Origin of the sequence: Stenotrophomonas sp. DR822 (genome assembly GCF_019793815.1) — a bacterium.
GTDB lineage: Bacteria > Pseudomonadota > Gammaproteobacteria > Xanthomonadales > Xanthomonadaceae > Stenotrophomonas > Stenotrophomonas indicatrix.
The window spans coordinates 244,972-263,064 of sequence record NZ_CP081826.1 but is presented as its reverse complement, the minus strand read 5'-3'; the positions used below and the strand labels follow the sequence as shown (position 1 = coordinate 263,064).

General features: G+C 67.8%; 24 protein-coding genes. 5 read left to right on the top strand and 19 right to left on the bottom strand.

Going from position 1 to position 18,093, the window contains the following annotated elements; translation table 11 throughout:
• Nucleotides 1-21: 21 nt before the first annotated feature.
• From gspL to K5K93_RS01285, 9 genes are all read right to left on the bottom strand, one after another.
• Nucleotides 22-1,188 (bottom strand): type II secretion system protein GspL, encoded by a 1,167-nt coding sequence (gene gspL, locus K5K93_RS01325; RefSeq protein WP_222389305.1) that lies wholly within the window; start codon nucleotides 1,186-1,188, stop codon nucleotides 22-24.
• A complete protein-coding gene (gene gspK / locus K5K93_RS01320) occupies nucleotides 1,185-2,045 on the bottom strand; it encodes a type II secretion system minor pseudopilin GspK (protein ID WP_222390920.1) in 861 nt (286 codons plus the stop codon). Before gspK ends, gspL begins: the two co-directional genes overlap by 4 nt.
• 54 nt (nucleotides 2,046-2,099) lie before the next feature.
• Complete coding sequence (gene gspG, locus K5K93_RS01315) at nucleotides 2,100-2,537, bottom strand: type II secretion system major pseudopilin GspG (RefSeq protein WP_025874367.1); 438 nt, start codon at nucleotides 2,535-2,537, stop codon at nucleotides 2,100-2,102.
• 57 nt (nucleotides 2,538-2,594) lie between these two features.
• The gene (locus K5K93_RS01310) at nucleotides 2,595-3,179 is read right to left on the bottom strand and encodes a hypothetical protein (protein ID WP_032951661.1); all 585 of its coding nucleotides are present in this window, start codon (nucleotides 3,177-3,179) and stop codon (nucleotides 2,595-2,597) included.
• A gap of 119 nt (nucleotides 3,180-3,298) precedes the next feature.
• Nucleotides 3,299-3,850: a hypothetical protein gene (locus tag K5K93_RS01305; protein WP_222389301.1), complete on the bottom strand. Its 552-nt coding sequence runs from the start codon at nucleotides 3,848-3,850 to the stop codon at nucleotides 3,299-3,301.
• 53 nt (nucleotides 3,851-3,903) lie between these two features.
• A complete protein-coding gene (locus tag K5K93_RS01300) occupies nucleotides 3,904-4,884 on the bottom strand; it encodes a DUF4880 domain-containing protein (protein WP_222389300.1) in 981 nt (326 codons plus the stop codon).
• 69 nt (nucleotides 4,885-4,953) lie between these two features.
• On the bottom strand, nucleotides 4,954-5,484 hold the full coding sequence (locus K5K93_RS01295; protein WP_025874363.1) for a sigma-70 family RNA polymerase sigma factor: 531 nt from the start codon (nucleotides 5,482-5,484) through the stop codon (nucleotides 4,954-4,956).
• Nucleotides 5,485-5,500: 16 nt separating this feature from the next.
• The gene (locus K5K93_RS01290; protein WP_222390919.1) at nucleotides 5,501-6,181 is read right to left on the bottom strand and encodes an STN domain-containing protein; all 681 of its coding nucleotides are present in this window, start codon (nucleotides 6,179-6,181) and stop codon (nucleotides 5,501-5,503) included.
• A gap of 148 nt (nucleotides 6,182-6,329) precedes the next feature.
• On the bottom strand, nucleotides 6,330-6,794 hold the full coding sequence (locus tag K5K93_RS01285; RefSeq protein ID WP_025874361.1) for an Lrp/AsnC family transcriptional regulator: 465 nt from the start codon (nucleotides 6,792-6,794) through the stop codon (nucleotides 6,330-6,332).
• A gap of 124 nt (nucleotides 6,795-6,918) precedes the next feature.
• Between K5K93_RS01285 and K5K93_RS01280 the strand changes: the two genes are divergently transcribed.
• The 5 genes from K5K93_RS01280 to K5K93_RS01260 all read left to right on the top strand — a co-directional run bounded on the left by K5K93_RS01280 (nucleotide 6,919) and on the right by K5K93_RS01260 (nucleotide 11,010).
• Nucleotides 6,919-7,653, top strand: a complete 735-nt coding sequence (locus tag K5K93_RS01280; protein ID WP_033831262.1) for an AzlC family ABC transporter permease — start codon at nucleotides 6,919-6,921, stop codon at nucleotides 7,651-7,653.
• On the top strand, nucleotides 7,650-7,964 hold the full coding sequence (locus K5K93_RS01275; protein WP_222389296.1) for an AzlD family protein: 315 nt from the start codon (nucleotides 7,650-7,652) through the stop codon (nucleotides 7,962-7,964). Before K5K93_RS01280 ends, K5K93_RS01275 begins: the two co-directional genes overlap by 4 nt.
• Before the next feature lie 117 nt (nucleotides 7,965-8,081).
• Nucleotides 8,082-8,909 carry a hypothetical protein gene (locus K5K93_RS01270; RefSeq protein ID WP_222389294.1) on the top strand — a complete coding sequence of 276 codons (828 nt, stop codon included), beginning with the start codon at nucleotides 8,082-8,084 and terminating at the stop codon, nucleotides 8,907-8,909.
• A gap of 140 nt (nucleotides 8,910-9,049) precedes the next feature.
• Nucleotides 9,050-9,478 (top strand): PAS sensor domain-containing protein, encoded by a 429-nt coding sequence (locus K5K93_RS01265; protein ID WP_005409905.1) that lies wholly within the window; start codon nucleotides 9,050-9,052, stop codon nucleotides 9,476-9,478.
• Complete coding sequence (locus K5K93_RS01260; RefSeq protein WP_222389287.1) at nucleotides 9,475-11,010, top strand: sulfite reductase flavoprotein subunit alpha; 1,536 nt, start codon at nucleotides 9,475-9,477, stop codon at nucleotides 11,008-11,010. Before K5K93_RS01265 ends, K5K93_RS01260 begins: the two co-directional genes overlap by 4 nt.
• Nucleotides 11,011-11,147: 137 nt before the next feature.
• On the opposite strand, the gene K5K93_RS01255 is transcribed toward K5K93_RS01260, so the two are convergent.
• From K5K93_RS01255 to moaCB, 10 genes are all read right to left on the bottom strand, one after another.
• Complete coding sequence (locus K5K93_RS01255; RefSeq protein ID WP_222389284.1) at nucleotides 11,148-11,816, bottom strand: ATP-binding cassette domain-containing protein; 669 nt, start codon at nucleotides 11,814-11,816, stop codon at nucleotides 11,148-11,150.
• Nucleotides 11,806-12,489: a molybdate ABC transporter permease subunit gene (gene modB, locus K5K93_RS01250; protein ID WP_025874355.1), complete on the bottom strand. Its 684-nt coding sequence runs from the start codon at nucleotides 12,487-12,489 to the stop codon at nucleotides 11,806-11,808. Before modB ends, K5K93_RS01255 begins: the two co-directional genes overlap by 11 nt.
• A gap of 3 nt (nucleotides 12,490-12,492) precedes the next feature.
• A complete protein-coding gene (modA, locus tag K5K93_RS01245; RefSeq protein ID WP_222389283.1) occupies nucleotides 12,493-13,236 on the bottom strand; it encodes a molybdate ABC transporter substrate-binding protein in 744 nt (247 codons plus the stop codon).
• Nucleotides 13,237-13,255: 19 nt separating this feature from the next.
• On the bottom strand, nucleotides 13,256-14,032 hold the full coding sequence (locus K5K93_RS01240; protein ID WP_093818502.1) for a helix-turn-helix domain-containing protein: 777 nt from the start codon (nucleotides 14,030-14,032) through the stop codon (nucleotides 13,256-13,258).
• A gap of 69 nt (nucleotides 14,033-14,101) precedes the next feature.
• The gene (locus K5K93_RS01235) at nucleotides 14,102-14,467 is read right to left on the bottom strand and encodes a hypothetical protein (protein WP_093818503.1); all 366 of its coding nucleotides are present in this window, start codon (nucleotides 14,465-14,467) and stop codon (nucleotides 14,102-14,104) included.
• Nucleotides 14,464-14,961 (bottom strand): molybdenum cofactor guanylyltransferase, encoded by a 498-nt coding sequence (locus tag K5K93_RS01230; protein WP_261311985.1) that lies wholly within the window; start codon nucleotides 14,959-14,961, stop codon nucleotides 14,464-14,466. The genes K5K93_RS01235 and K5K93_RS01230 overlap by 4 nt, the downstream gene beginning before the upstream one ends.
• A 138-nt stretch (nucleotides 14,962-15,099) precedes the next feature.
• A complete protein-coding gene (locus K5K93_RS01225) occupies nucleotides 15,100-15,579 on the bottom strand; it encodes a molybdenum cofactor biosynthesis protein MoaE (protein WP_222389281.1) in 480 nt (159 codons plus the stop codon).
• A 3-nt stretch (nucleotides 15,580-15,582) separates the two neighbouring features.
• Nucleotides 15,583-15,843, bottom strand: coding sequence for a MoaD/ThiS family protein (locus K5K93_RS01220; RefSeq protein ID WP_049463966.1), 261 nt, complete (start codon nucleotides 15,841-15,843; stop codon nucleotides 15,583-15,585).
• Complete coding sequence (glp, locus tag K5K93_RS01215) at nucleotides 15,843-17,096, bottom strand: gephyrin-like molybdotransferase Glp (RefSeq protein WP_222389280.1); 1,254 nt, start codon at nucleotides 17,094-17,096, stop codon at nucleotides 15,843-15,845. Before glp ends, K5K93_RS01220 begins: the two co-directional genes overlap by 1 nt.
• The gene (moaCB, locus tag K5K93_RS01210; RefSeq protein WP_222390918.1) at nucleotides 17,093-18,091 is read right to left on the bottom strand and encodes a bifunctional molybdenum cofactor biosynthesis protein MoaC/MoaB; all 999 of its coding nucleotides are present in this window, start codon (nucleotides 18,089-18,091) and stop codon (nucleotides 17,093-17,095) included. The genes glp and moaCB overlap by 4 nt, the downstream gene beginning before the upstream one ends.
• Nucleotides 18,092-18,093 lie beyond the last annotated feature (2 nt).

Here is an 18,093-nt window from a genome sequence, read left to right as displayed (position 1 = left end):
CCGGCCGTAGTTCCGGTGTGGTCACGGCGCAGTCCCGCTGCTGATCCGCAAGCGGCCACCGGCTTCGTGCGCAAGCTGCAACCCTTGTGCCTGCATCGCCTGCTGCCAGCGCTCCAGCCGTTGCGCGTCCTCGGCCAACACCTGCGCGTCAGCGTCCAGTTCCAATTCCATCTGGCCCGGTTGATAGCGCAGGCTGCGAACCTGGCCAGCCAACTCGGGGATGGCCTGCAGCACGCTGGCAACCTGCTGCTGCACGGCGGGAAGTGCCCGTGGCATTGCCGGCACCGCCAGTGCCCGCCGCGCCTGCACCACCGGATCGACCACATCGTCGATCTCGGGGAAGTGCGTGCTGAACTGCCGCGCCATGTCATGCTGCAGGGCTTCACCCTCGCTGTGCCAGCGCGACACCTGCAGTTGCAGGCCCAGCGCAGCCAGCACTGCCGCCGCCAGCGCAAGACCGATGGCCAGGCGTGGCGCACCTGCACCCGAGGCCGGCAACGGCAGTGACCAGCCAGGCAGCGGACCGCTGCACTGCACCGCCTGCGTCAGCACGCTGGCCGGCAGACGCTCGGCCCAAGCGGGCGGCACGGCATCGATCCACTGCACTGCCTGCACCCCGGCCTGCTGCAAGCGCACGGCCAGCACCTGCATCACAGAGGCCAGGTCACGCCCACCGCACCACTGCACGAAGCCACGATCACGGCCACAGCGGACCAGTACCTGCTCACCACACAGCTGCAGGGTGGCCTGCCCGACCGCCCACGGCAGCAGCAAGGGCGTTGGGTGCAGCGCCTGCAACTGCAGCCCGCACTCCTGCAGCTGCTGCTGTACGCGCGCAATCGCCTGCAGGCCAAGCCACGCCACCGCCACCGTGCCATCGGCCGCCTGGGTGCCATGGCCCAGCGCCACCTCCTGCAGATCATCCAGCAGCATCGCTTCCACTTCACCCTGCAGGGCCGCCTGCAGGCGTCGCCCGGGCAGCGGCGGCAGCTGCAGCTCAAGCAGGATCAGGTCCTGCGGGTCAAGGCTCGCATGCACCCTCGCCTGCGGAAAGCGCTGGCCCAGCGTCGACAGAGGGTCGCTGCCCGTGGCCAGCACGCGGTCCTTGTGCAGCTGCGCCCACTCAACCGCGCTGTCCCCATCCAATCGTTCCAGCGCCGGCAGGCGCACTCTCAGCTGCAGGCTCATGCACCGATCCTTGTCCATACCCGTTGCACACGCACGCTGTCGTCACGGTACTCGCGCCAGATCAATGCGCGGAAATCCACCGATGCGCCGTCTGCCTGTACCTGCCCTACCGCCAGGAACCACTCGCTGTGGATACCCAGCGGCATCAGCGCCATCTGTTCGTTGCTCAGCTGCAGCCGGTTGGCGATGTCACCGCGGTTGAGCAGCCAGTGGCCACGATCGCGCTCGCCCAGCAGCGCCTGCAGGCGCCCGGCATCCACCCCCGGTGCAACCGCCTGCAGTACGGCGATATCACCTGTATTGGCGTTGACCAGGGTCTGCGCTGGCAGCACCACCGTACGCCGCGCCAGTGCCTGTATCGCCACCGGATCGGCGCCTGCCAGCACCTGCTCGATCAGCGACTCACGTGGCAACGGTGCACGCGCCTGCCGATCGCCATCGCGCAGGCGCGACTGGACCTGCGTTGCGGCGCTGGCACAGGCCGCGCGGGGCAGCCCCTGCCCCACACACAGCGAGGTGAACGCACGCAGTGCCTCTGCGGCAGGCTGGCCGTCAGCCAGCAGCGTGCGCAGGTTGAACCTCGACTGCGCGTCCACCAGCTGCAGGTGCACCGGCAGTGGCGCCTGCAGCTGCACCGGCCGCGCCCAGCGTCCACTGCCAACGGTAGTCAACTGCTCGCGCGCGTCGTCACGCAGCTGCTGCGCCGCGCGCTCCAGCGTGGCGTCCACCGCCATGCGTACCTGCATGCGCAGCTGGTCGCTGCGTACCGCACGCAGCTGTACGGCCTGCCGGGTCAGCAGCGCAGTGGCGATCACCGCCACCAGTGCCACCACCAGCATCGCCACGATCACCGCCATGCCCTGCTGGCGGGCAATCGTACCTGGAATGTTCCGGCGTGCCATTGTCCGGCCTCACAACTGCCAGGAACCGATGTCCGCGTTGCCAGCCTCACCGCCGGGCTTGCTGTCGGCCCCCAGCGAGAACACATCGATATCGCCGTGCGTGCCGGGATTCTGGTACTGGTAAGGGTGCCCCCACGGGTCATCCGGCAGGCGGTCGAGGTAAGGCGTGACCGGCATCGCGCCGCTGCCCTGCGGCGGTTTCAGCAGCGCCTGCAGCCCCTGCCCGGCACTGGGGTAACGCCCATTGTCCAGCCGGTACAGCTTCATGGCCTGCATCAGTGCGGCGATGTCCTGGCGTGCCGCCACCACGCGGGCCTGGTCAGGGCGATCCATCAGCCGGGGCACGATCAGTGCAGCCAGAATGCCGATGATGACCACCACCACCATGATCTCGATCAGGCTGAAGCCCTGCTGCCGAGCCCTGCGACCACCCATCTGCGTTGCCATTGTTCCGCCCTCATCACCCTGGAAGAGACCGCCGCCCCATGGTCAGCGGCGCATGTGTCAGTACGATAAACATCCTGCGGAAATCGGCCGTTCCTGCAGCCGATCACCCACACCGCGCGCATTCGCCACGCAGGCAGCGTCCAGCAGCGACGACGGAACGCGCGCAAGCGTTTCCTCCACGCAGTGCTGCAGCAGTGGCGCGGCACACGCCTGCAGCAGGCGCATGCACTGCAGGGGCGACCAGGCCATGCCATGATCGAAGCCGATGAATTGCCGGTACACCTGGTGATAGCGCAGATCGTCGTGCAGGCGCTGCACGCTGCCAGGGGCGCACAGTGCGATCAGCAGCACCGCACGCTGCACCATGCGCACCTCCGCGCTCTCCTGCGCAAGCGTGGCCAGGGCCGCTTCAGGCCACGGTTGCAGGCATGCGTCCAGCGCCTGCCGCAGCAGCATCAACGGATGGCCGCTGACATCCAGCGCTGACCACCTTGCCGCATCGGCCCAGGCATCGCTGGACAGCATCCACACCCACGGCTGCCCATAGCGCTGCACATTCACTGGCGCATGCCGTGCCTGCTCCAACGACTGGCTCAGGTGGCGGTCCAGCTCCAGCATGCTGATCCTGCGACTGTCGTTCATCGGCGTCGCCTGCGCTCCGCGACGCGGGAGCGTCGTACTCTGCAGAAGACGTCAGCAAGGCAGCCGAAGCGACAGCACGAATGCGATGTTGAGCAGTGCGTGGCAGCATCGCGGGAATGTCACCGCAACGTCATCCGCCTGCAGGCTTGCAGGTCCAGGCGCCGCGCCTCTCCGCCACACCGCCGGGCCAGCACGACAACGTCGCTGCGCTGCGCGAATGCCGCCAGCGCATGCATTGCGTCCGCGTCATCCAGCAGCGCCGCCGTCGTCGCCTGCAGCAGTGGCAGCTGCCATCCCTCCATCTGTGCATCGCTGGCGGCCACGAACCAGTGCCACAACCGGTGGTAGCGCACGTGATCGTGAAGTGCCGCCAGACCCTCGATGCCGTGCATGGCCATCAGCAACAAGGCACGTGCCAGTGCAGCGGCAGGCAACATTCCCGATTCCGAAAGTGGCAGCGCCTGCCGCTGCAACCGCAGCAGCATCGCCAACGGATGGTCCTGTGGCTCGAACTCCAGCAGCACCGCCTGCTGCCGCCACTGCGGGTCGGACACCACGCATACCCACGGCGCGCCATAGCGGTGCACCATCAGCGGCCGCCGCTGGGTGGTTTCCAGCAGCGCCGACAGATTGCGGCGCAGATCCAACACACCGATGGTCTCGTTGCGCATCCTTGGCTTCTCCATGCATGCATCGGGCGTGCGCGTCGCGCGCAGCCAGGGTCTTACCCCAAGACGGCAATTCCACCGGGAAAGCGACGCAGGCCGAGTGACAGCGTCTGCCCGAGCTGCTCCAGTGCGGCATCCGGATCATCAATGCGGAAGCGACCACTGACCGGCGCCCGCGCCAATGCGGATTCGCCCAGCAGCACCTTGCCGCGCCGGTAGCGGTTGATCTCGGCCACCACCTCACGCAGTGGCGCGCGGCGGAATACCAGCATGCCTTCGGTCCAGGCGCTGACTTCGGCCGTCACGGCTTCGGCCACCACACCACTGAGGCGCTCGTCATACCCCGTCTGCTGGCCGGCCTGCAGCTGCAGGCGACCTTGCGGATGCTCGATGCGCACGCTGCCGTGCAGGCAGGTCACGCGCACCTGGCCGTCGGTGTTGCGCACATCCAGGCGTGCTGCGCCCTCGTCGGCCACCAGGCAACCCGGCCCGGCGAACAGCGCCAGGCGCGCTCCCGCAGCGGCCTCGATCGCCGCCTGTCCCTGCACCAGCTCGAAGCCTTCACCCTGGGCATCACTGCGCCGGCGCAGGCTGCTCTGCGTATCCAGTTCGATCTTCAGGTGCGGCGTCGGCGCAATCTGCAGCCGCTCGCCGGTACCGGTATGGAAATCGGCGGTCATCGCCGTCACCGAAGGCCACAGGCCCAGTGGCGGGTGCAGCGCAGCCACCACGGCCAGGCTCGCAGGTGCCGCCACGGCCGCACCCAGGAATGCGCGCCGGCTCCAGCGTTGTGCCGGGGTTGCAGGCTGCGGCTGGCGCGCAGCGGCAGGCAGCTGCTCACCGGCCAGGCGTACCTGTTCCCATTGCCGTTTCGCGCGCGCAAAGGCGTGCCGATGGCCGGGATCGGCCTCGCACCATTGGCGGAATTTCCTGGCATCGGCCGCAGTGGCTTCGCCCGAGGTCAACCGTACCACCCACGCGTGGGCCTGGCGCTCCACGGCGTCGAGCGGGCGGTGCGGTTGATCGTCAGCGTCCATGAGGGCTCTTGCCGTCCCCGCACGCTGCGGGGTTCTGCTCGGCGTCAAAGTGTAGACGGATGCCGTGCCTCAGAACCGCACCTGCCGTCCCTGCCCGCTGCGTTCGGCCAGGTAATCCTGTGCGGCTTTCAGCTCACGCTGCACCAGCCGCAACGACACGCCCAGGTGCTCGGCCACATCGCGCTGCTGCAGGCCGTCCACGCGGATCGCCAGCAGTATCCGGCGGCGGCGCTCGGGCATCCGCTGCAGCAGGCCGACCATGTCTTCCAGCGCCATCTCCTGCTCGGCCGCCTGTGCCGGCCCCGGGCCGGGATCGGCCATGTCCATCAACGTATCCACTTCTTCCAGGCTCAGCAGGCGATGGTCGGCGCGCTGTCGGTCGATCACGGTGTTCATCGCCATGCGCAGCAGGTACGCGGCGGGGTTCTGTACCGGGTCCAGGCGATCGCGACGCGTGCTCAGGCGCATCCAGGTGTCCTGCAGCGCGTCGCCGGCCAGCTCTTCCGAGCCCAGCTTGCGCACCAGGCGGCGCTTCAGTTCGTCGTACGCGCCCAGCAGATGGTCCATCAGGTCCACCGCCCCAGCCGTGCTGTTGCTCATGTTCGATTCCTTGACGTCATGGTTGGGGCGGGCGCCGGCCACAGTCGTGGCCCGCGCTGGAAGGACGGATCTGCAGGGTCACCGGCTGCGGCAGCGCGGCAGCATCGGCGTCCAGTCGCAGCGCCTGCATCGTCTTCAGAAGACGCGCATCGCGGCGGGTGCTGCCGCTGCCGGCAAGCAGCTCGGGTTCCTGCACCTGGCCGTCGTTGGCAATGCGGAAGCGCAGCGTCGCCGCATAGGCGCCAGGCGCAAGGTCAGGGTCGCCACAGAACGCAGTGCGCAGCCGTTGCTGCAGGTCGCCGAAACGGCGACGCAGCCCAACGTCGCTGGCCACACCGGTCGCAGAGGCCTCGGCAGCGGCGCGTGCGGCGCGGCGCAGGACCACGCGCTGCGCGCCGATCAGCTCGGCCTCGACACCGGTATCCTGCAGCACCACCTGCAGCGCCTGCAGTGGCGGCAGGCTGGCCTGCAGCGGATGGCTGCTGCGTCCCGTGCCGAGGTCGCCGGGATACATCACCGACCAGCCGCTGACGACGCTGAAGCGCTCGACCGCCTGTTCCAGCGGCTGCGCGGGAATGTCATAGGCGCGGATGTCGTCCTGTGCGGCGGCAGCGAAGGCGAACAGCAACCCGGCGGCGGCCGCCACCCTCCAACGTCTGATCGCATGCTGTCCATTCAGCCCCCTGACGTAGAACACATGACCCTCGGCAGCGACATCAGCTGCAGCGGCGCAGCGCGGTGCGACCAGGCGGGTCGACCTGCGCACGGCCGGCAAGCGGGTCAAACCGTAGCGGCGTCACGTGTCATTGCGATGACGGCGGCGCGCAGGGGACGCGCCGGGCCGTTCAGACCGGCAGTTCAGTGGTCTGCTTGATCCGCTGCATGGGGATTTCGGTCTTGGTGTTCTGCACCCCGGCGATCCGGTTGAGGTGCTGTATCTGGAACTGCCGGTACGCATCAAGGTCGGCCACGGCCACCCGCAGCAGGAAGTCGCAGTCGCCCGCCATCAGATGGCATTCAAGCACTTCCGGGAAGGACTTGATGCTGTTGATGAAGTGGTTGGTGGTGTCTTCATCCTGGCCGCGCAGCCATACGCGGACGAACACCGTGAACCCACGCCCGATCCTGGCCGCGTTGAGCAGGGCCACGTAGCGATCGATGTAGCCGCCCTCTTCCAGCAGGCGGACCCGGCGCAGGCAGGCGGACGGCGACAGCCCCACCTGTCGCGAAAGCTCCAGGTTCTGCAGGCGACCATCGCGCTGCAGGGCGTCGAGGATGCGGCGATCCAGGTTGTCGAGCTGGTACTGCATGAAATTTCACCCATCAGGCCTATGACCGCATGATATTCCACATTCCGTCGACTCAATGGCATCAACGCAACCCGATTTCGTGATCGGACCGTTAGCATGGGCCACCCCCACCCGTTGTTGATCCATGGACGCACGAACCACCCTGCCCCTGCCTGATCCCGCGTGCGACACCGCACCGCGCGCCGAATTCCTGCGCGGCCTGCGCGCCGCCGTGCCGGTGATGATCGGCTTCATTCCTTTCGCCCTGGTGCTCGGTGCCCAAGCCGCCCAGAAGGGCCTGTCGGCGCTGGAAGTGCCGCTGATGACCGGCCTCAACTTTGCCGGTGGGTCTGAATTCGCCGCGGTCGAACTGTGGACTTCGCCGCCACACATCGCGCTGATCGTAGCGATCACCGCGCTGGTCAACAGCCGCCACCTGTTGATGGGTGCCAGCCTGGCGCCGTTGCTGCAGCACCTGCCGCGCCGTCGCGTGCTGCCGGCGCTGTTCTTCATGTGCGATGAAAGCTGGGCACTGGGCGTGGCCGATGCGCGCCGTCGCGCACTGGGCTTCAGCCTGTCCTACTACCTCGGCGTGTCGGCCGGCCTGTACACCGTGTGGGTACTGTGCACCGCGCTGGGCGCGATCGTCGGCCCACTGCTCGGTGACATCCACGCCTATGGCTTCGACATGGCCTTCCCCGCCGTGTTCCTGGTGTTGCTGCGTGGCATGTGGCAAGGCATGCGCGCCGCCCGGCCATGGCTGGTCAGCCTGGTGGTGGCAGCGGGCACCTACCTGCTGGTGCCCGGCGCCTGGTACGTCGCCAGCGGCGCGCTGGCCGGTCTGGCCGCTGCGTGGCTGCTGGCCGAGGACGCCGCATGATCTTCAACGGCCTGATCCACTGGACCTCGGTGCTGACCATCATCCTGATGGCCGCCGCCACCTATCTCACCCGCATCATCGGTTTCCTCGCGCTGCGCAACCGCACCCTGAGCAAGCGCGCGGTGACGGTGATGGAAGCCGCCCCGGGCTGCGTGCTGATCTCGGTGATCGCTCCGGACTTCGTGGCCGACAAGCCGGCCGACCTGGCTGCACTGGCGATCACGTTGCTTGCGGCCACACGGCTGTCGATGCTGCCGACGGTGCTGATCGGCGTGGTATCGGCGGCTGTGCTGCGGTATGTGATGGGGTGAGCGCCAGAGGACAACCGGCGCCGACCGTCGGCTTCCCTATGCAACACGTCTGATTGTGCGTGCGCCGGGGCGTCTGCAAGGATGCATCCACCGCCTTGGAAGGGTGATCTCCTGTAGATGGAATCCTGGTTGCGGCACGCCACGGGCGCAGCAGCGCTGCTGCTCTGCGCCAGTGCGTGCAATACCCTCGATATTCCCCCGCGCGATAGTGTCGGCGCGGACGGAGGGTTTGCCACGCGCCTGGGCGGAGCGCCCTCGCAGCTGAGCGTTGGCACCGCATCGGTACTGCGCGGCCAGGAGAGTTCCGAGCAGACGACGCACTCGCACACTTGCCAACGGGAAACAATCGACGTGATGGTGCGCTGGGTCGAGCCCAGCCTATCCACTGACCAGGCAGTGATTCTATGCACTGCCGCCGCGCACGCCGCGAGACAACCGCTCCATGCCGCAGGCCTGAACGATACACCGGTCCGCTACCAGGTCACGATCGTCAGCGACGGCGGCGGCATCTGGCAACAATCTGCCAGGCCAGTCCGACCAGAACTGGTGGTGGCGTTCTGGTTTCCCGCCGGCGACGACGCTGCTGCACTGCGTGCGCGCGTAGTCTCCACCACCGCACACGAGTTCCACCATATCGCCACCACGATGGCAGGCCAGCGCCGATGGGGAGCGCACCGGGAACCGGAGGCCTACCTCGCCGGGGCATGCGCGCTGCTGGCGATTGAAGGTGAGCTTCGGCGCGAGCAGCTACCCGGCCGCCATGATCCCCGCGCTGACAGCCTGCTGCCGGCGGCAGCACGGCGCTCTGGAAATGCCGGCAACGCGATGGGCCAGTCGTTGCAGGCATTCTTCAGCGGGGATCGTATCCAACGCGATGACGAAGAAGGGCGCGCACTGCTACGGCACTGCCACCACGCCATCGGATTCCCCGCCATCGCCCACTAGCGCCGCCCCTCCCTGCGACAGCCGGTCGCAGCCCCCTCCGGGCGCACGCTTGACCTATATCAATCCGCCCCACGCCACGGGCGCGTATCTCTATGCAGGAACCCAATACGCCGGCGTCACCGGCATCCAAAGGACCTGCGATGAGCTACACCCCCGACAACGCCCAGCTGCTCAACGCCATGCAGAACGTGATGGTGATCTCCACCACCGACCTGCAGGGCAACATCACCTATGCCAACGACCTGTTCTGCACGCTCACCGGGTTCGCGCGCGAGGAACTGATCGGCCAGCCGCACAGCATCGTCCGCCATCCGGACGTACCCAAGGCCGTCTACAAGGACATGTGGGACACCATCAAGGCCGGCAAGACGTGGACCGGCATCGTCCCCAACCTTGGCAAGGGCGGCGTGCTCTACGTGGTCGACACCACCGTGCAGCCACTGTTCGACGCCGATGGCAACATCACCTCGTACATCAGCATCCGCCGCGTGGTGAACGACCTGATGCAGAACTACGACCTGGTCGAGTTCAGCAAGGAAAAGTTCGACGACTTCTACGAGGCTGCGTGAACGCCATTCCCACACGCAGGCCCATCAGCCGGCTGCTGGTGGGTTTCGCCTCCGAGTCGGGCAACGCCCGCGCCCTGGCCCAACGCCTGGGTGCGGACCCGGAACTGCAGCCGCATGGACCGCAGGTCCTGCCGTTCAATGACATCGATGTGGCCGGCCTCGGCCACGGCGATGTGCTGCTGGCCATCTCCAGCTCGTTCGGCGACGGCGAGCCACCGGCCAATGGCGAGCGCTTCTTCGAGTCGCTGCGCCAGGTCCCTGCCCTCCCTGGACTGCGCTACGCGGTGTTCGGCCTGGGGGATACCGGCTACCCCAGCTTCTGCGGTTTCACCAAGGCGCTGGATGCAGCGTTGAGCGATCGTCAGGCGCAGCCGCTGCTGCACCGTGTCGACGCCGACCTCGGCTACGAACAGTTCTTCCAGCAGTGGCGGCCGGTGCTGGGCCAGGTACTGGGCGGTGATGCGACCGCGGGCCGGGACCTGCGCCTGCAGGTGACGGCCTACGGCGAAGACAACGCGTTCGCCGCCCGCATTGTCGAACGGCGCCGACTGAATCACAGCACCCCGGCCGCCTGGCACCTGCAGCTGGACATCGCGGGCAGCGGCATGGCCTACCGGGCCGGCGATACCCTGCATCTGGTTCCGGAAAACGATCCTGCGTTGCTGCAGGCCCTGGCCAGCTGGTATGCCGATTCCAGCGCCGCTGACGCGCTGCGCGACCGCGAACTGCGCCTGCTCAGCAAGGGTGTACTGCGCGAACTTGCCAGGCTGGGGGGTAGCGACGCACTGAAAAGCCTGCTGAAGATCAGCCAGAAACGGGAACTGGACGCCTACCTGCATGGCCTGGACCTGCTGGACGTGCTGCAGGACCACGCCACCCCGCAGTCGGTTCCGCTGGCGCGATTGGGCGAGCTGCTCTCACCCTGCCTGCCGCGCGCCTACTCGATTGCCTCGCATCCGCGCGATGACCAGCTGAGCCTGTGTGTACGCGAAGTGCGCTACACCCTGCGTGGCCGCGAACGCTTCGGCACCGCCACTGGCAGCCTGCTGCACGGCGGCGACACGGCGCGTGTGTACTGCCGCTCCAATCCGGGCTTCCACCTGCCCGAAGGCGGCGACGCGCCCCTGCTGCTGGTCGGCACCGGTACCGGCATCGCGCCGCTGATGGGCCTGATGCAGGAACTGCAGGCCACCGGCGACGCGCGGGAGGTCCATCTGGTGTTCGGCGAGAAGCACCGCGAGCATGACTTCCTGTACCGCGAGCAGCTGCAGGACTGGCAGGCGCGTGGCGTACTGACTGGTCTGCACGCGGCGTTCTCGCGCGATGCTGCGCAGAAGGTCTACGTGCAGCATGTGCTGCAGCAGCAGGCCACGCAGGTGCGGGATGTGCTGGCCCGTAGCGGCCACATCTACCTGTGTGGCAACAAGAGCCACCTGGAATGTGCGGTGCGCGAAGCCATCGACGCGATCGGCGGTGAGGGTCATTGGGATGCCCTGCGCGGAGAGGGCCGAACCCACTGCGAGCTGTATTGAACCGTCCTTCGGGTAGAGCCGGCCGCTGGCCGGTTGCTGTTGGCGCTACGACGCTGCCGGCCAGCGGCCGGCACTACCCACGTGGATGCACAGCGTGCCGGTGTCCGCCGGGCATGGCCCGGCATGACCGCCGCGCGTCATCGGCCGACGACGCGCCCGTCCACCACCCGCGCTACCTGCTGGCCGAACACCGCCACATCCTGCGGATCGTGGCTGATAAGCAGCAGCGGAATACCGGTTTCATCCAGCACGGTTTCCAGTTCCTGGCGCAGGTGCTGGCGCAGGTCGTGGTCGAGCGCTGCGAACGGTTCGTCCAGCAGCAACGCCTGCGGCCGGGTCACCAGTGCACGCGCCAACGCCGTGCGCTGGCGCTGTCCGCCCGATACCTGCGACGGCAGCAGATCCGCCACGTGCTCGATCCGGAATGCCTGCAGCCACTGCTCCACTGCCTCGATACGGGTGACGCGCGGTGGATTCAACCAGCCCCGCTGCAGCCCGAACGCCACGTTCTGGCGCACGCTCAGGTGCGGAAACAGCGCGTAGTCCTGGAACACGTAACCCAGTCGACGACGCTGCGGTGGCAGATCGACCCCCGCTCCCGCATCGAACAGTGTCTGCCCGTGCAGGCGCACATGCCCATGCTCCGGGCGCAGCAGACCGGCCACCGCTTTCAGCGTCAGGCTCTTGCCGGCACCGGAAGGCCCGAACAGCACCACCTGCCGCTGCGTGCACTGCAGTGCAACGTCCAGCTCGAACGTCTGGCCGGACGCCTGCAATCGCCGCCGCACCTGCAGGTCAAGCCACATCGCGCAGCTCCCGACGGCGCCCACCCACCAGCCGCGCGGCCAGCAGCAGGATCACGATGCACACCACCGACGTCAGGATCACCAGCGCATTGGCCTTGCCATCCTGCCCAGCCTGCACCGCTTCATAGATGGCGATCGACAAGGTCTGCGTGCGGCCCGGAATGCTGCCGGCCACCATCAGCGTGGCGCCGAACTCACCCATCGCCCGTGCGAACGCCAGCAGCAGGCCCGCCAGAATCCCGCGCCATGCCAGCGGCAGGGTGATGCGGAAGAACACCGCCGCTTCGGACACGCCCAGCGTGCGCGCGGCCTGCTCCAACTGGCCATCCACTTCCTCGAATGCAGCGCGTGCTGGCTTGAACACCAGCGGAAACGACGCCACCGCAGCAGCGATCACCGCCGCCTGCCAGGTAAATACCAGGTTGATGCCGAACCACGACTGCAACCAGGCGCCGATCGGGCCATTGCGCCCGATCAACACCAGCAGGTAATAGCCCAGCACCGTCGGCGGCAGCACCATCGGCAGGGTCAGTATCGAATCCAGCAGTTCCCGACCGGGAAAGCGCCGTCGCGCCAGCAGCGCGCCAAGTGCCACGCCGGCAACAAGATTGATCGCCGTGGCCCAGCCGGCCACCTTCAACGACAATCCCAGTGCGCTCCAGTCCAGGTCCATCCGTCAGGGCTTGCCAAACCCGTGCTTGTGCAGGATCGCCTGGCCCTGCGCCGAGCGCACGAACGCCGCGAAGCGCCTGGCTTCCACCGGCTGCGTGCTGGCCTGCACCACCGCCAGCGGATAGGCGATGCGTCCAGCAACCGGAACCTGGAACGCGCGCCGCACGCGATCAGGCATGGCCTGCGCGTCGGTGGCGTAGACAAACCCCGCATCCACCTCGCCCCGCGCCACGTAATCCAGCGACTGCCGCACGTTCTGCGTACTGATCACCTTGCCCTGCACGGCCGGCCACAGCTTGGCAGCCTGCAGCGCGCCCTGCGCGTAGCGGCCCACCGGTACGCTGTCCGGGTTGCCCAGTGCAATGCGCTGCACGCCGGCACCCGCCAGATCGGCCAGTGCGCGCGGCGGCGCCTTCGCCTGCGGTGGCACGACCACCCACAACGCGTTCACCGCGAAGACCTCACGCGTACCAGCCGCCAGCAGCTTCTGCTGCGCAGCCTGGTCCATCGTTGCCTCATCGGCCGAAGCGAACACATCCACCGGTGCGCCGCGCGCGATCTGCTGCAGCAGTACGCCGGAAGCGGCAAAGTTGAAGTCGACCCTGCTGCCCGGGTTCGCCTTCTCATAGGCTGCGCCCAGCTCGCGGAAGCTTTCGGTAAGGCTGGATGCCGCCGACACCGTAAGTTCGGCCGACCACGCTGGCAGCGCAGCCACCATCCCCAGCAACAACACGCCCAGCGTCTTCATATCGGCTCCTTGGCCGTGTTCAATCCGGTTCGGAATCCCTGGCCACGGCCAGCGCCGCCAGCCGCTCGGGTTGCAGCAGCAGCATCTCACGTTGGTTGACTGCGATGACACCCTCATCGCTCAGCCGCCGCAGCACCCGGCTGACCGTCTCCGGCGCCATCCGCAGGTAGTTGGCGATCTCGGTGCGGGCCATCGTCAGGTTGAAGCGGGTCGCGGAAAAACCACGCCGCGCATAACGCGCCGACATATCCAGCAGGAACGCCGCCATCCGCTCCTCGGTGCGGTGGTTGGCCGCCAGCGTGGCGACCTTGCCGATCTCCGCGCTGAGCAGGCTGAACAGCTTGGCCTGCAGCCCCGGCATGCGGGTGGCCAGCAGGCTCAGCTTGGGGAACGAAATGCGGCACAGGTGCACCGTATCCAGTGCCACCGCATTGCAGGGGAAGCGCGAACCGTGAATCGCATTGAGCCCGATCACCTCGCCCGGCAGAGCAAAGCCCAGCACCTGCTCGTTGCCCTGGCTGTCGTCGACGAAGGTCTTGACCATGCCTGCGCGCACAGCGGCGATGGAATCGAAGGCCTCACCCGCACGGAAGATGTATTCCCCCGCATGGAACGGCCCGACGTGGTCGACCAGCACATGCAGTTCGCCCAGCGCCGTCTTGTCATAGCCCTGCGACATGCAGGCATCGGAGAAGGCACAGGTGCTGCAGAAATGCAGCGCGTCGCCATCATCGGCGGCGGCAGGATTCGGCGTGGCCCGGCCGGGGCGCGGCTGAGGGGACGGAATCGAAGACATCACGGCAACGCTCGAACGGAAGCCTCCATCATACGGCACGGCCCCATCGCCTTCCGTGCACTGCACGGGTCACGCCGCTGGTGACGTGCCGCGCCGGCCTGCGCCGCGCTGGCGCACGCTGTCGCGCACATCCACATCGAACTGCAGTTGCAGCGTGGTGCCGTCGTCCAGATACAGCGCAAAGGCCAGGCCATCGCGGCATGGCAGGCGCCCAGCCAGGTCCTCCACGGAAGACCGGGGCAATACCAGGCGGCAATCGGTGCCGCTGTCGAGCAGCACAGCGCTTTCGCCGCCGTGCAACGAAACGGCCGTGCCCCAACCGCCGCTGCCACCGAATCGGGTCAGGTTCTCCACCGTTTCACCGGCCAGCAGCGTGGCCAGCTCGGCCTCGTCCAGGCGCAAGCGCATTGTCTGGTCCTGCAACTGCACCTTCATGAGGCAACGTCCTCCCATTGGGTGGGGGTATTGCAGTTGACCAGGACGCCTTCATCGGCATGGGCCAGGCGCAGTGCCTGCGCGTCCAGCCGGTGTTGCAGGGCCTGCAGGGAGCGCGGGCCGAGGGGGTCGTGGATCATGGTTTCGAGGATCGTGCGGCTTTCATTGCCTACATTAAACAGCATCGGAAGCGGATGCCCGTCAAAGATCGTGCAAGCGCCGCGATGGCGCTCACGCAGCTGCTGCAATAGCTCCGGGGTCAACCGGGGTGTATCCACCGGCACCACCCAGGCCGGGCCGTCAGGCATCTGCATCGCCACGCTGTACAGGCCACCCAGTGGCCCGCAGCGCGTGATCTGGTCCGGCACGCCGCCGAACGCCGGATAGCGTCCACTCACCCAGACCCGGTCTGCCCCGGCCAGCCGCAAGATGCCGCGCATGTGCTCCAACAGGGTGCGCCCCTGCCAGGGCAGCATCGCCTTGTCGCGGCCCATCCGGCTGGACAGGCCGCCGGCCAGCACGATGCCGGCAATGGGCGTTTTCACGCGGGAAACCCGACCACGCCGTGCGTGGCTGCTCCTGCCGGGCGCGAGGGGATGGCGCCATCCACGCATGGCGTGGATCTACTGGCGTCACAGGTGATCATGCGCGGGTTCACCATCGGCGTGGCACAGCGTGCAGCCTTCGCTCCACTCGCTGTCGCCGTCCTCGTAATGTTCCTGCTTCCAGATCGGGCACTGGTGTTTCACCGCCTCGATCAACTGCCGGCACGCGCGGAACGCTTCATCACGGTGCGGGCTGCCCGCAGCCACCACCACCGCCACATCGCCAATGCCCAGGCGGCCCTTGGCATGCGCCACATACAGCTTCAGCCTCGGCCCGAACGTCGCCTCGATCTCCACCGCCACGCGCTGGATCTCGTTCAGCACCAGCGGTTCGAACAGGTCATAGGTGATGCCGGTCACCGGCCGCCCCACATTGAAGTCGCGCACCTTGCCGATGAACACATCGATGCCGCCGAATGCCGGGGCGGACACCGCCGCGATGCCTTCGGCCGGGTCGATGGCGTGCTGCGCACGGTCCACCACCTTTGCGGTCACGTTGCTGCTCATGGCTCAGCCCCCGCTCACCGGCGGCAGAATCGCCACCTTGCCATCGGCAGGCAGCGCCTCGTGGTCACGCAGCACGCGCTGCTGGTCGGCAAAGGCAGAATAGTCCAGCAACCCGGCGCGGAAACCGGGAAAGCGCACTGGCAACAGCTCACGCAGCGCCTGGCGCAGATCGGCCACCGTGCCACCGGCCACCTCCAGCGCGATCTCGCGGCTGGCATCCAGATCGGAAAACGCACCGAACAACTGCAGATTCACCTGCTTCATCATGACTCCTGGGTTGCCAGCTGCAGCGGGTCCTGGTGGCCCCAGCCCTGCACGCGCACCAGCGTGCCGGCCGCGACGAGGTCACCCTCGCCCTCCAGCACCACCCAGGCGTTGGCCTGCAGCATGGATTTCAAACGGAACGACTCCTGCCCGGACAGCACGCGCGCGCTCAAGCGCCCCTGCGCGTCCACGTCCACCCGCGCACGCGCGTGGAAGCGCAGGCCCGGTGGCTTGCGCACGTCGGCCTGCAACGGAAGCTGCAGCAGCGGCTCTGCGGCCAGGCCCAGCAGGCGACGCAACACCGGTTCAACGAAGAAACGCTGCCCCACCGCCGCCGACACCGGATTGCCCGGCAGGCCAAAATACAGCGCGCCATCGGGCAGTACTGCAAACAGCAGCGGCTTGCCCGGGCGGATCGCCACCTTGTGGAACACGATGCGGGCGCCGCGGGCGCGCAGCGCATCGGGAATGAAGTCGTAGCGGCCGGCCGACACCGCGCCGGTGCTGATCAGCACCTTCGCACCCGCAGACAGCGCGTCGTCCAGCACCGCATCGAAGGCAGCCACGTCATCGCCTACCGTGCCCTGCCACACCACCTCGGCACCGGCGGCCTGCAGGCGGCCGATTAGGTAGGGCCGGTTGCTGTCACGGATCTGTCCGGAGTCCAGCGCCTGCGCCGCTTCGGTCACCAGTTCCTTGCCAGTGGCAATGACCGCGACCTTCGGCCGTGCCACCACCGCCACCTCGGCCACGCCGATGGCGTGCAGCAGAGTGCGTGCATTGATGTCCAAGGCCTGCCCGGCCTGCAGCACGCGCTCGCCTTCTTCCACGTCCTGTCCGCGCAGGCGCACGTGCTGGCCAGGTTTCACCCCGCTCTTCAACGCAATGCGGGTCGGGCGACCCTGCTCGCTGGCAAGGATCTCCACGTTCTCGATCGGCACCACCGTATCCAGCCCAACCGGCATGCGCGCGCCAGTCATGATTTCCCATGCACCGTCGCCGCCCTCGGTACCGGCGTCGCCCGCCGCCTGCCAGCCCTGCACCACAAATTCGGTATCGCTTTCCAGCGGGGCGCCATCGGCGAACAGCGCGAAGCCGTCCATCGCCGAATTGTCGAACGGCGGCAACGACTGCCCACTGATGATGTCAGTGGCCAGGATGCGACCCGCAGCCTCATGCAATGCCAGCCGCTCGGCCGGCAGCGGTGCAGCCGCTTCCATCAGGTGCTGCAGCGCTTCGCTGTAGGCAATCATGCGTGGCCACCGCCATCGACCATCGCCAGCGCGTGGCCCAGCACCGGCGCCAGAATGTCCAGGCATTGCGCGGCCGCACGCGGGCTGCCCGGCAGCGCAAACACCAGCATGTCATCCAGCTGCACCACCTCGGCCCGGCTGAGCCAGGCCATCGGCGTGTGCTGCGCACTCAACGCGCGCACCATCTGCGCCAAGCCGTGCACCGGTCGCGCACTCAACGAACGCAGCGCCTCCGGGGTCAGGTCACGCGGGCCAAGCCCGGTCCCGCCGGTACACAGGCACAGGCGCACGCCCTCGCCCGCCAGCGCACGCAGGCGACCCGCAAGCGGTTCGACACCATCGGGCAACACCTCGACAGCCACCACCTCGCCACCGAGCGCCTGCAGCCCGCTCACCAGCTTCGGGCCGGACTCATCGGCATAGCTACCCTCGCTGGCGCGATCGCTCAGGGTGATCACCGCGCAGGCCGCACCGTTCAGGCGCTTCGGCGGGCGTGGCCTGAAGCGCTCGCGCTCACCCTCGTCCATGCCTTCAGGGTGCAGCCACAGGCCGCGCTTGCCGCCCTCCTTGAACAACAGGCGGATGCCCTCGATGCGCAGCGCCGGCTCCACCGGCTTGCTCAGGTCGTACAGGGTCAGCAGTGCCGCGTTGACGCCGGCAAGCGCCTCCATCTCCACACCGGTGCGGGCCTCGCTGGCGCACTCGCACCACACACGTATCGCCTGCCGCTCCGGCACCGGCGCGCAGTACACCTGCACCAGTTCCAGCGGCAACGGGTGGCACAGCGGCATCAGCATCGAGGCCATCTTGGCGCCCTGCAGCCCAGCAATCTCGGCCATCACCAGCGCATCGCCCTTGGGCAACCGGCGCTCGACAATCAGCGGGTAGGCCACCGGGCCGGCATGCAGCTCGCCCACCGCCACCGCGCGGCGGCGGGTAATACGTTTGTCGCGCACATCGGCCATGTGGAAGGCCGCCTTCAGATCACCCGGCATCG

What these genes read in the sequence shown, in the direction of transcription:
- K5K93_RS01225 (WP_222389281.1), bottom strand. Translation starts at nt 15,579, where the DNA reads ATGAGCAGCAACGTGACCGCAAAGGTGGTGGACCGTGCGCAGCACGCC.
- K5K93_RS01295 (WP_025874363.1), bottom strand. Translation starts at nt 5,484, where the DNA reads ATGAGCAACAGCACGGCTGGGGCGGTGGACCTGATGGACCATCTGCTG.
- K5K93_RS01305 (WP_222389301.1), bottom strand. Translation starts at nt 3,850, where the DNA reads ATGCGCAACGAGACCATCGGTGTGTTGGATCTGCGCCGCAATCTGTCG.
- K5K93_RS01310 (WP_032951661.1), bottom strand. Translation starts at nt 3,179, where the DNA reads ATGAACGACAGTCGCAGGATCAGCATGCTGGAGCTGGACCGCCACCTG.
- modB (WP_025874355.1), bottom strand. Translation starts at nt 12,489, where the DNA reads ATGGACCTGGACTGGAGCGCACTGGGATTGTCGTTGAAGGTGGCCGGC.
- K5K93_RS01280 (WP_033831262.1), top strand. Translation starts at nt 6,919, where the DNA reads ATGGACGCACGAACCACCCTGCCCCTGCCTGATCCCGCGTGCGACACC.
- gspL (WP_222389305.1), bottom strand. Translation starts at nt 1,188, where the DNA reads ATGAGCCTGCAGCTGAGAGTGCGCCTGCCGGCGCTGGAACGATTGGAT.
- K5K93_RS01230 (WP_261311985.1), bottom strand. Translation starts at nt 14,961, where the DNA reads ATGGGCCGCGACAAGGCGATGCTGCCCTGGCAGGGGCGCACCCTGTTG.
- glp (WP_222389280.1), bottom strand. Translation starts at nt 17,096, where the DNA reads ATGATTGCCTACAGCGAAGCGCTGCAGCACCTGATGGAAGCGGCTGCA.
- K5K93_RS01300 (WP_222389300.1), bottom strand. Translation starts at nt 4,884, where the DNA reads ATGGACGCTGACGATCAACCGCACCGCCCGCTCGACGCCGTGGAGCGC.
- gspG (WP_025874367.1), bottom strand. Translation starts at nt 2,537, where the DNA reads ATGGCAACGCAGATGGGTGGTCGCAGGGCTCGGCAGCAGGGCTTCAGC.
- K5K93_RS01220 (WP_049463966.1), bottom strand. Translation starts at nt 15,843, where the DNA reads ATGAAGCAGGTGAATCTGCAGTTGTTCGGTGCGTTTTCCGATCTGGAT.
- gspK (WP_222390920.1), bottom strand. Translation starts at nt 2,045, where the DNA reads ATGGCGGTGATCGTGGCGATGCTGGTGGTGGCACTGGTGGCGGTGATC.
- modA (WP_222389283.1), bottom strand. Translation starts at nt 13,236, where the DNA reads ATGAAGACGCTGGGCGTGTTGTTGCTGGGGATGGTGGCTGCGCTGCCA.
- K5K93_RS01275 (WP_222389296.1), top strand. Translation starts at nt 7,650, where the DNA reads ATGATCTTCAACGGCCTGATCCACTGGACCTCGGTGCTGACCATCATC.
- K5K93_RS01240 (WP_093818502.1), bottom strand. Translation starts at nt 14,032, where the DNA reads ATGTCTTCGATTCCGTCCCCTCAGCCGCGCCCCGGCCGGGCCACGCCG.
- K5K93_RS01270 (WP_222389294.1), top strand. Translation starts at nt 8,082, where the DNA reads ATGGAATCCTGGTTGCGGCACGCCACGGGCGCAGCAGCGCTGCTGCTC.
- K5K93_RS01255 (WP_222389284.1), bottom strand. Translation starts at nt 11,816, where the DNA reads ATGTGGCTTGACCTGCAGGTGCGGCGGCGATTGCAGGCGTCCGGCCAG.
- K5K93_RS01235 (WP_093818503.1), bottom strand. Translation starts at nt 14,467, where the DNA reads ATGAAGGTGCAGTTGCAGGACCAGACAATGCGCTTGCGCCTGGACGAG.
- K5K93_RS01265 (WP_005409905.1), top strand. Translation starts at nt 9,050, where the DNA reads ATGAGCTACACCCCCGACAACGCCCAGCTGCTCAACGCCATGCAGAAC.
- moaCB (WP_222390918.1), bottom strand. Translation starts at nt 18,091, where the DNA reads ATGCCGGGTGATCTGAAGGCGGCCTTCCACATGGCCGATGTGCGCGAC.
- K5K93_RS01285 (WP_025874361.1), bottom strand. Translation starts at nt 6,794, where the DNA reads ATGCAGTACCAGCTCGACAACCTGGATCGCCGCATCCTCGACGCCCTG.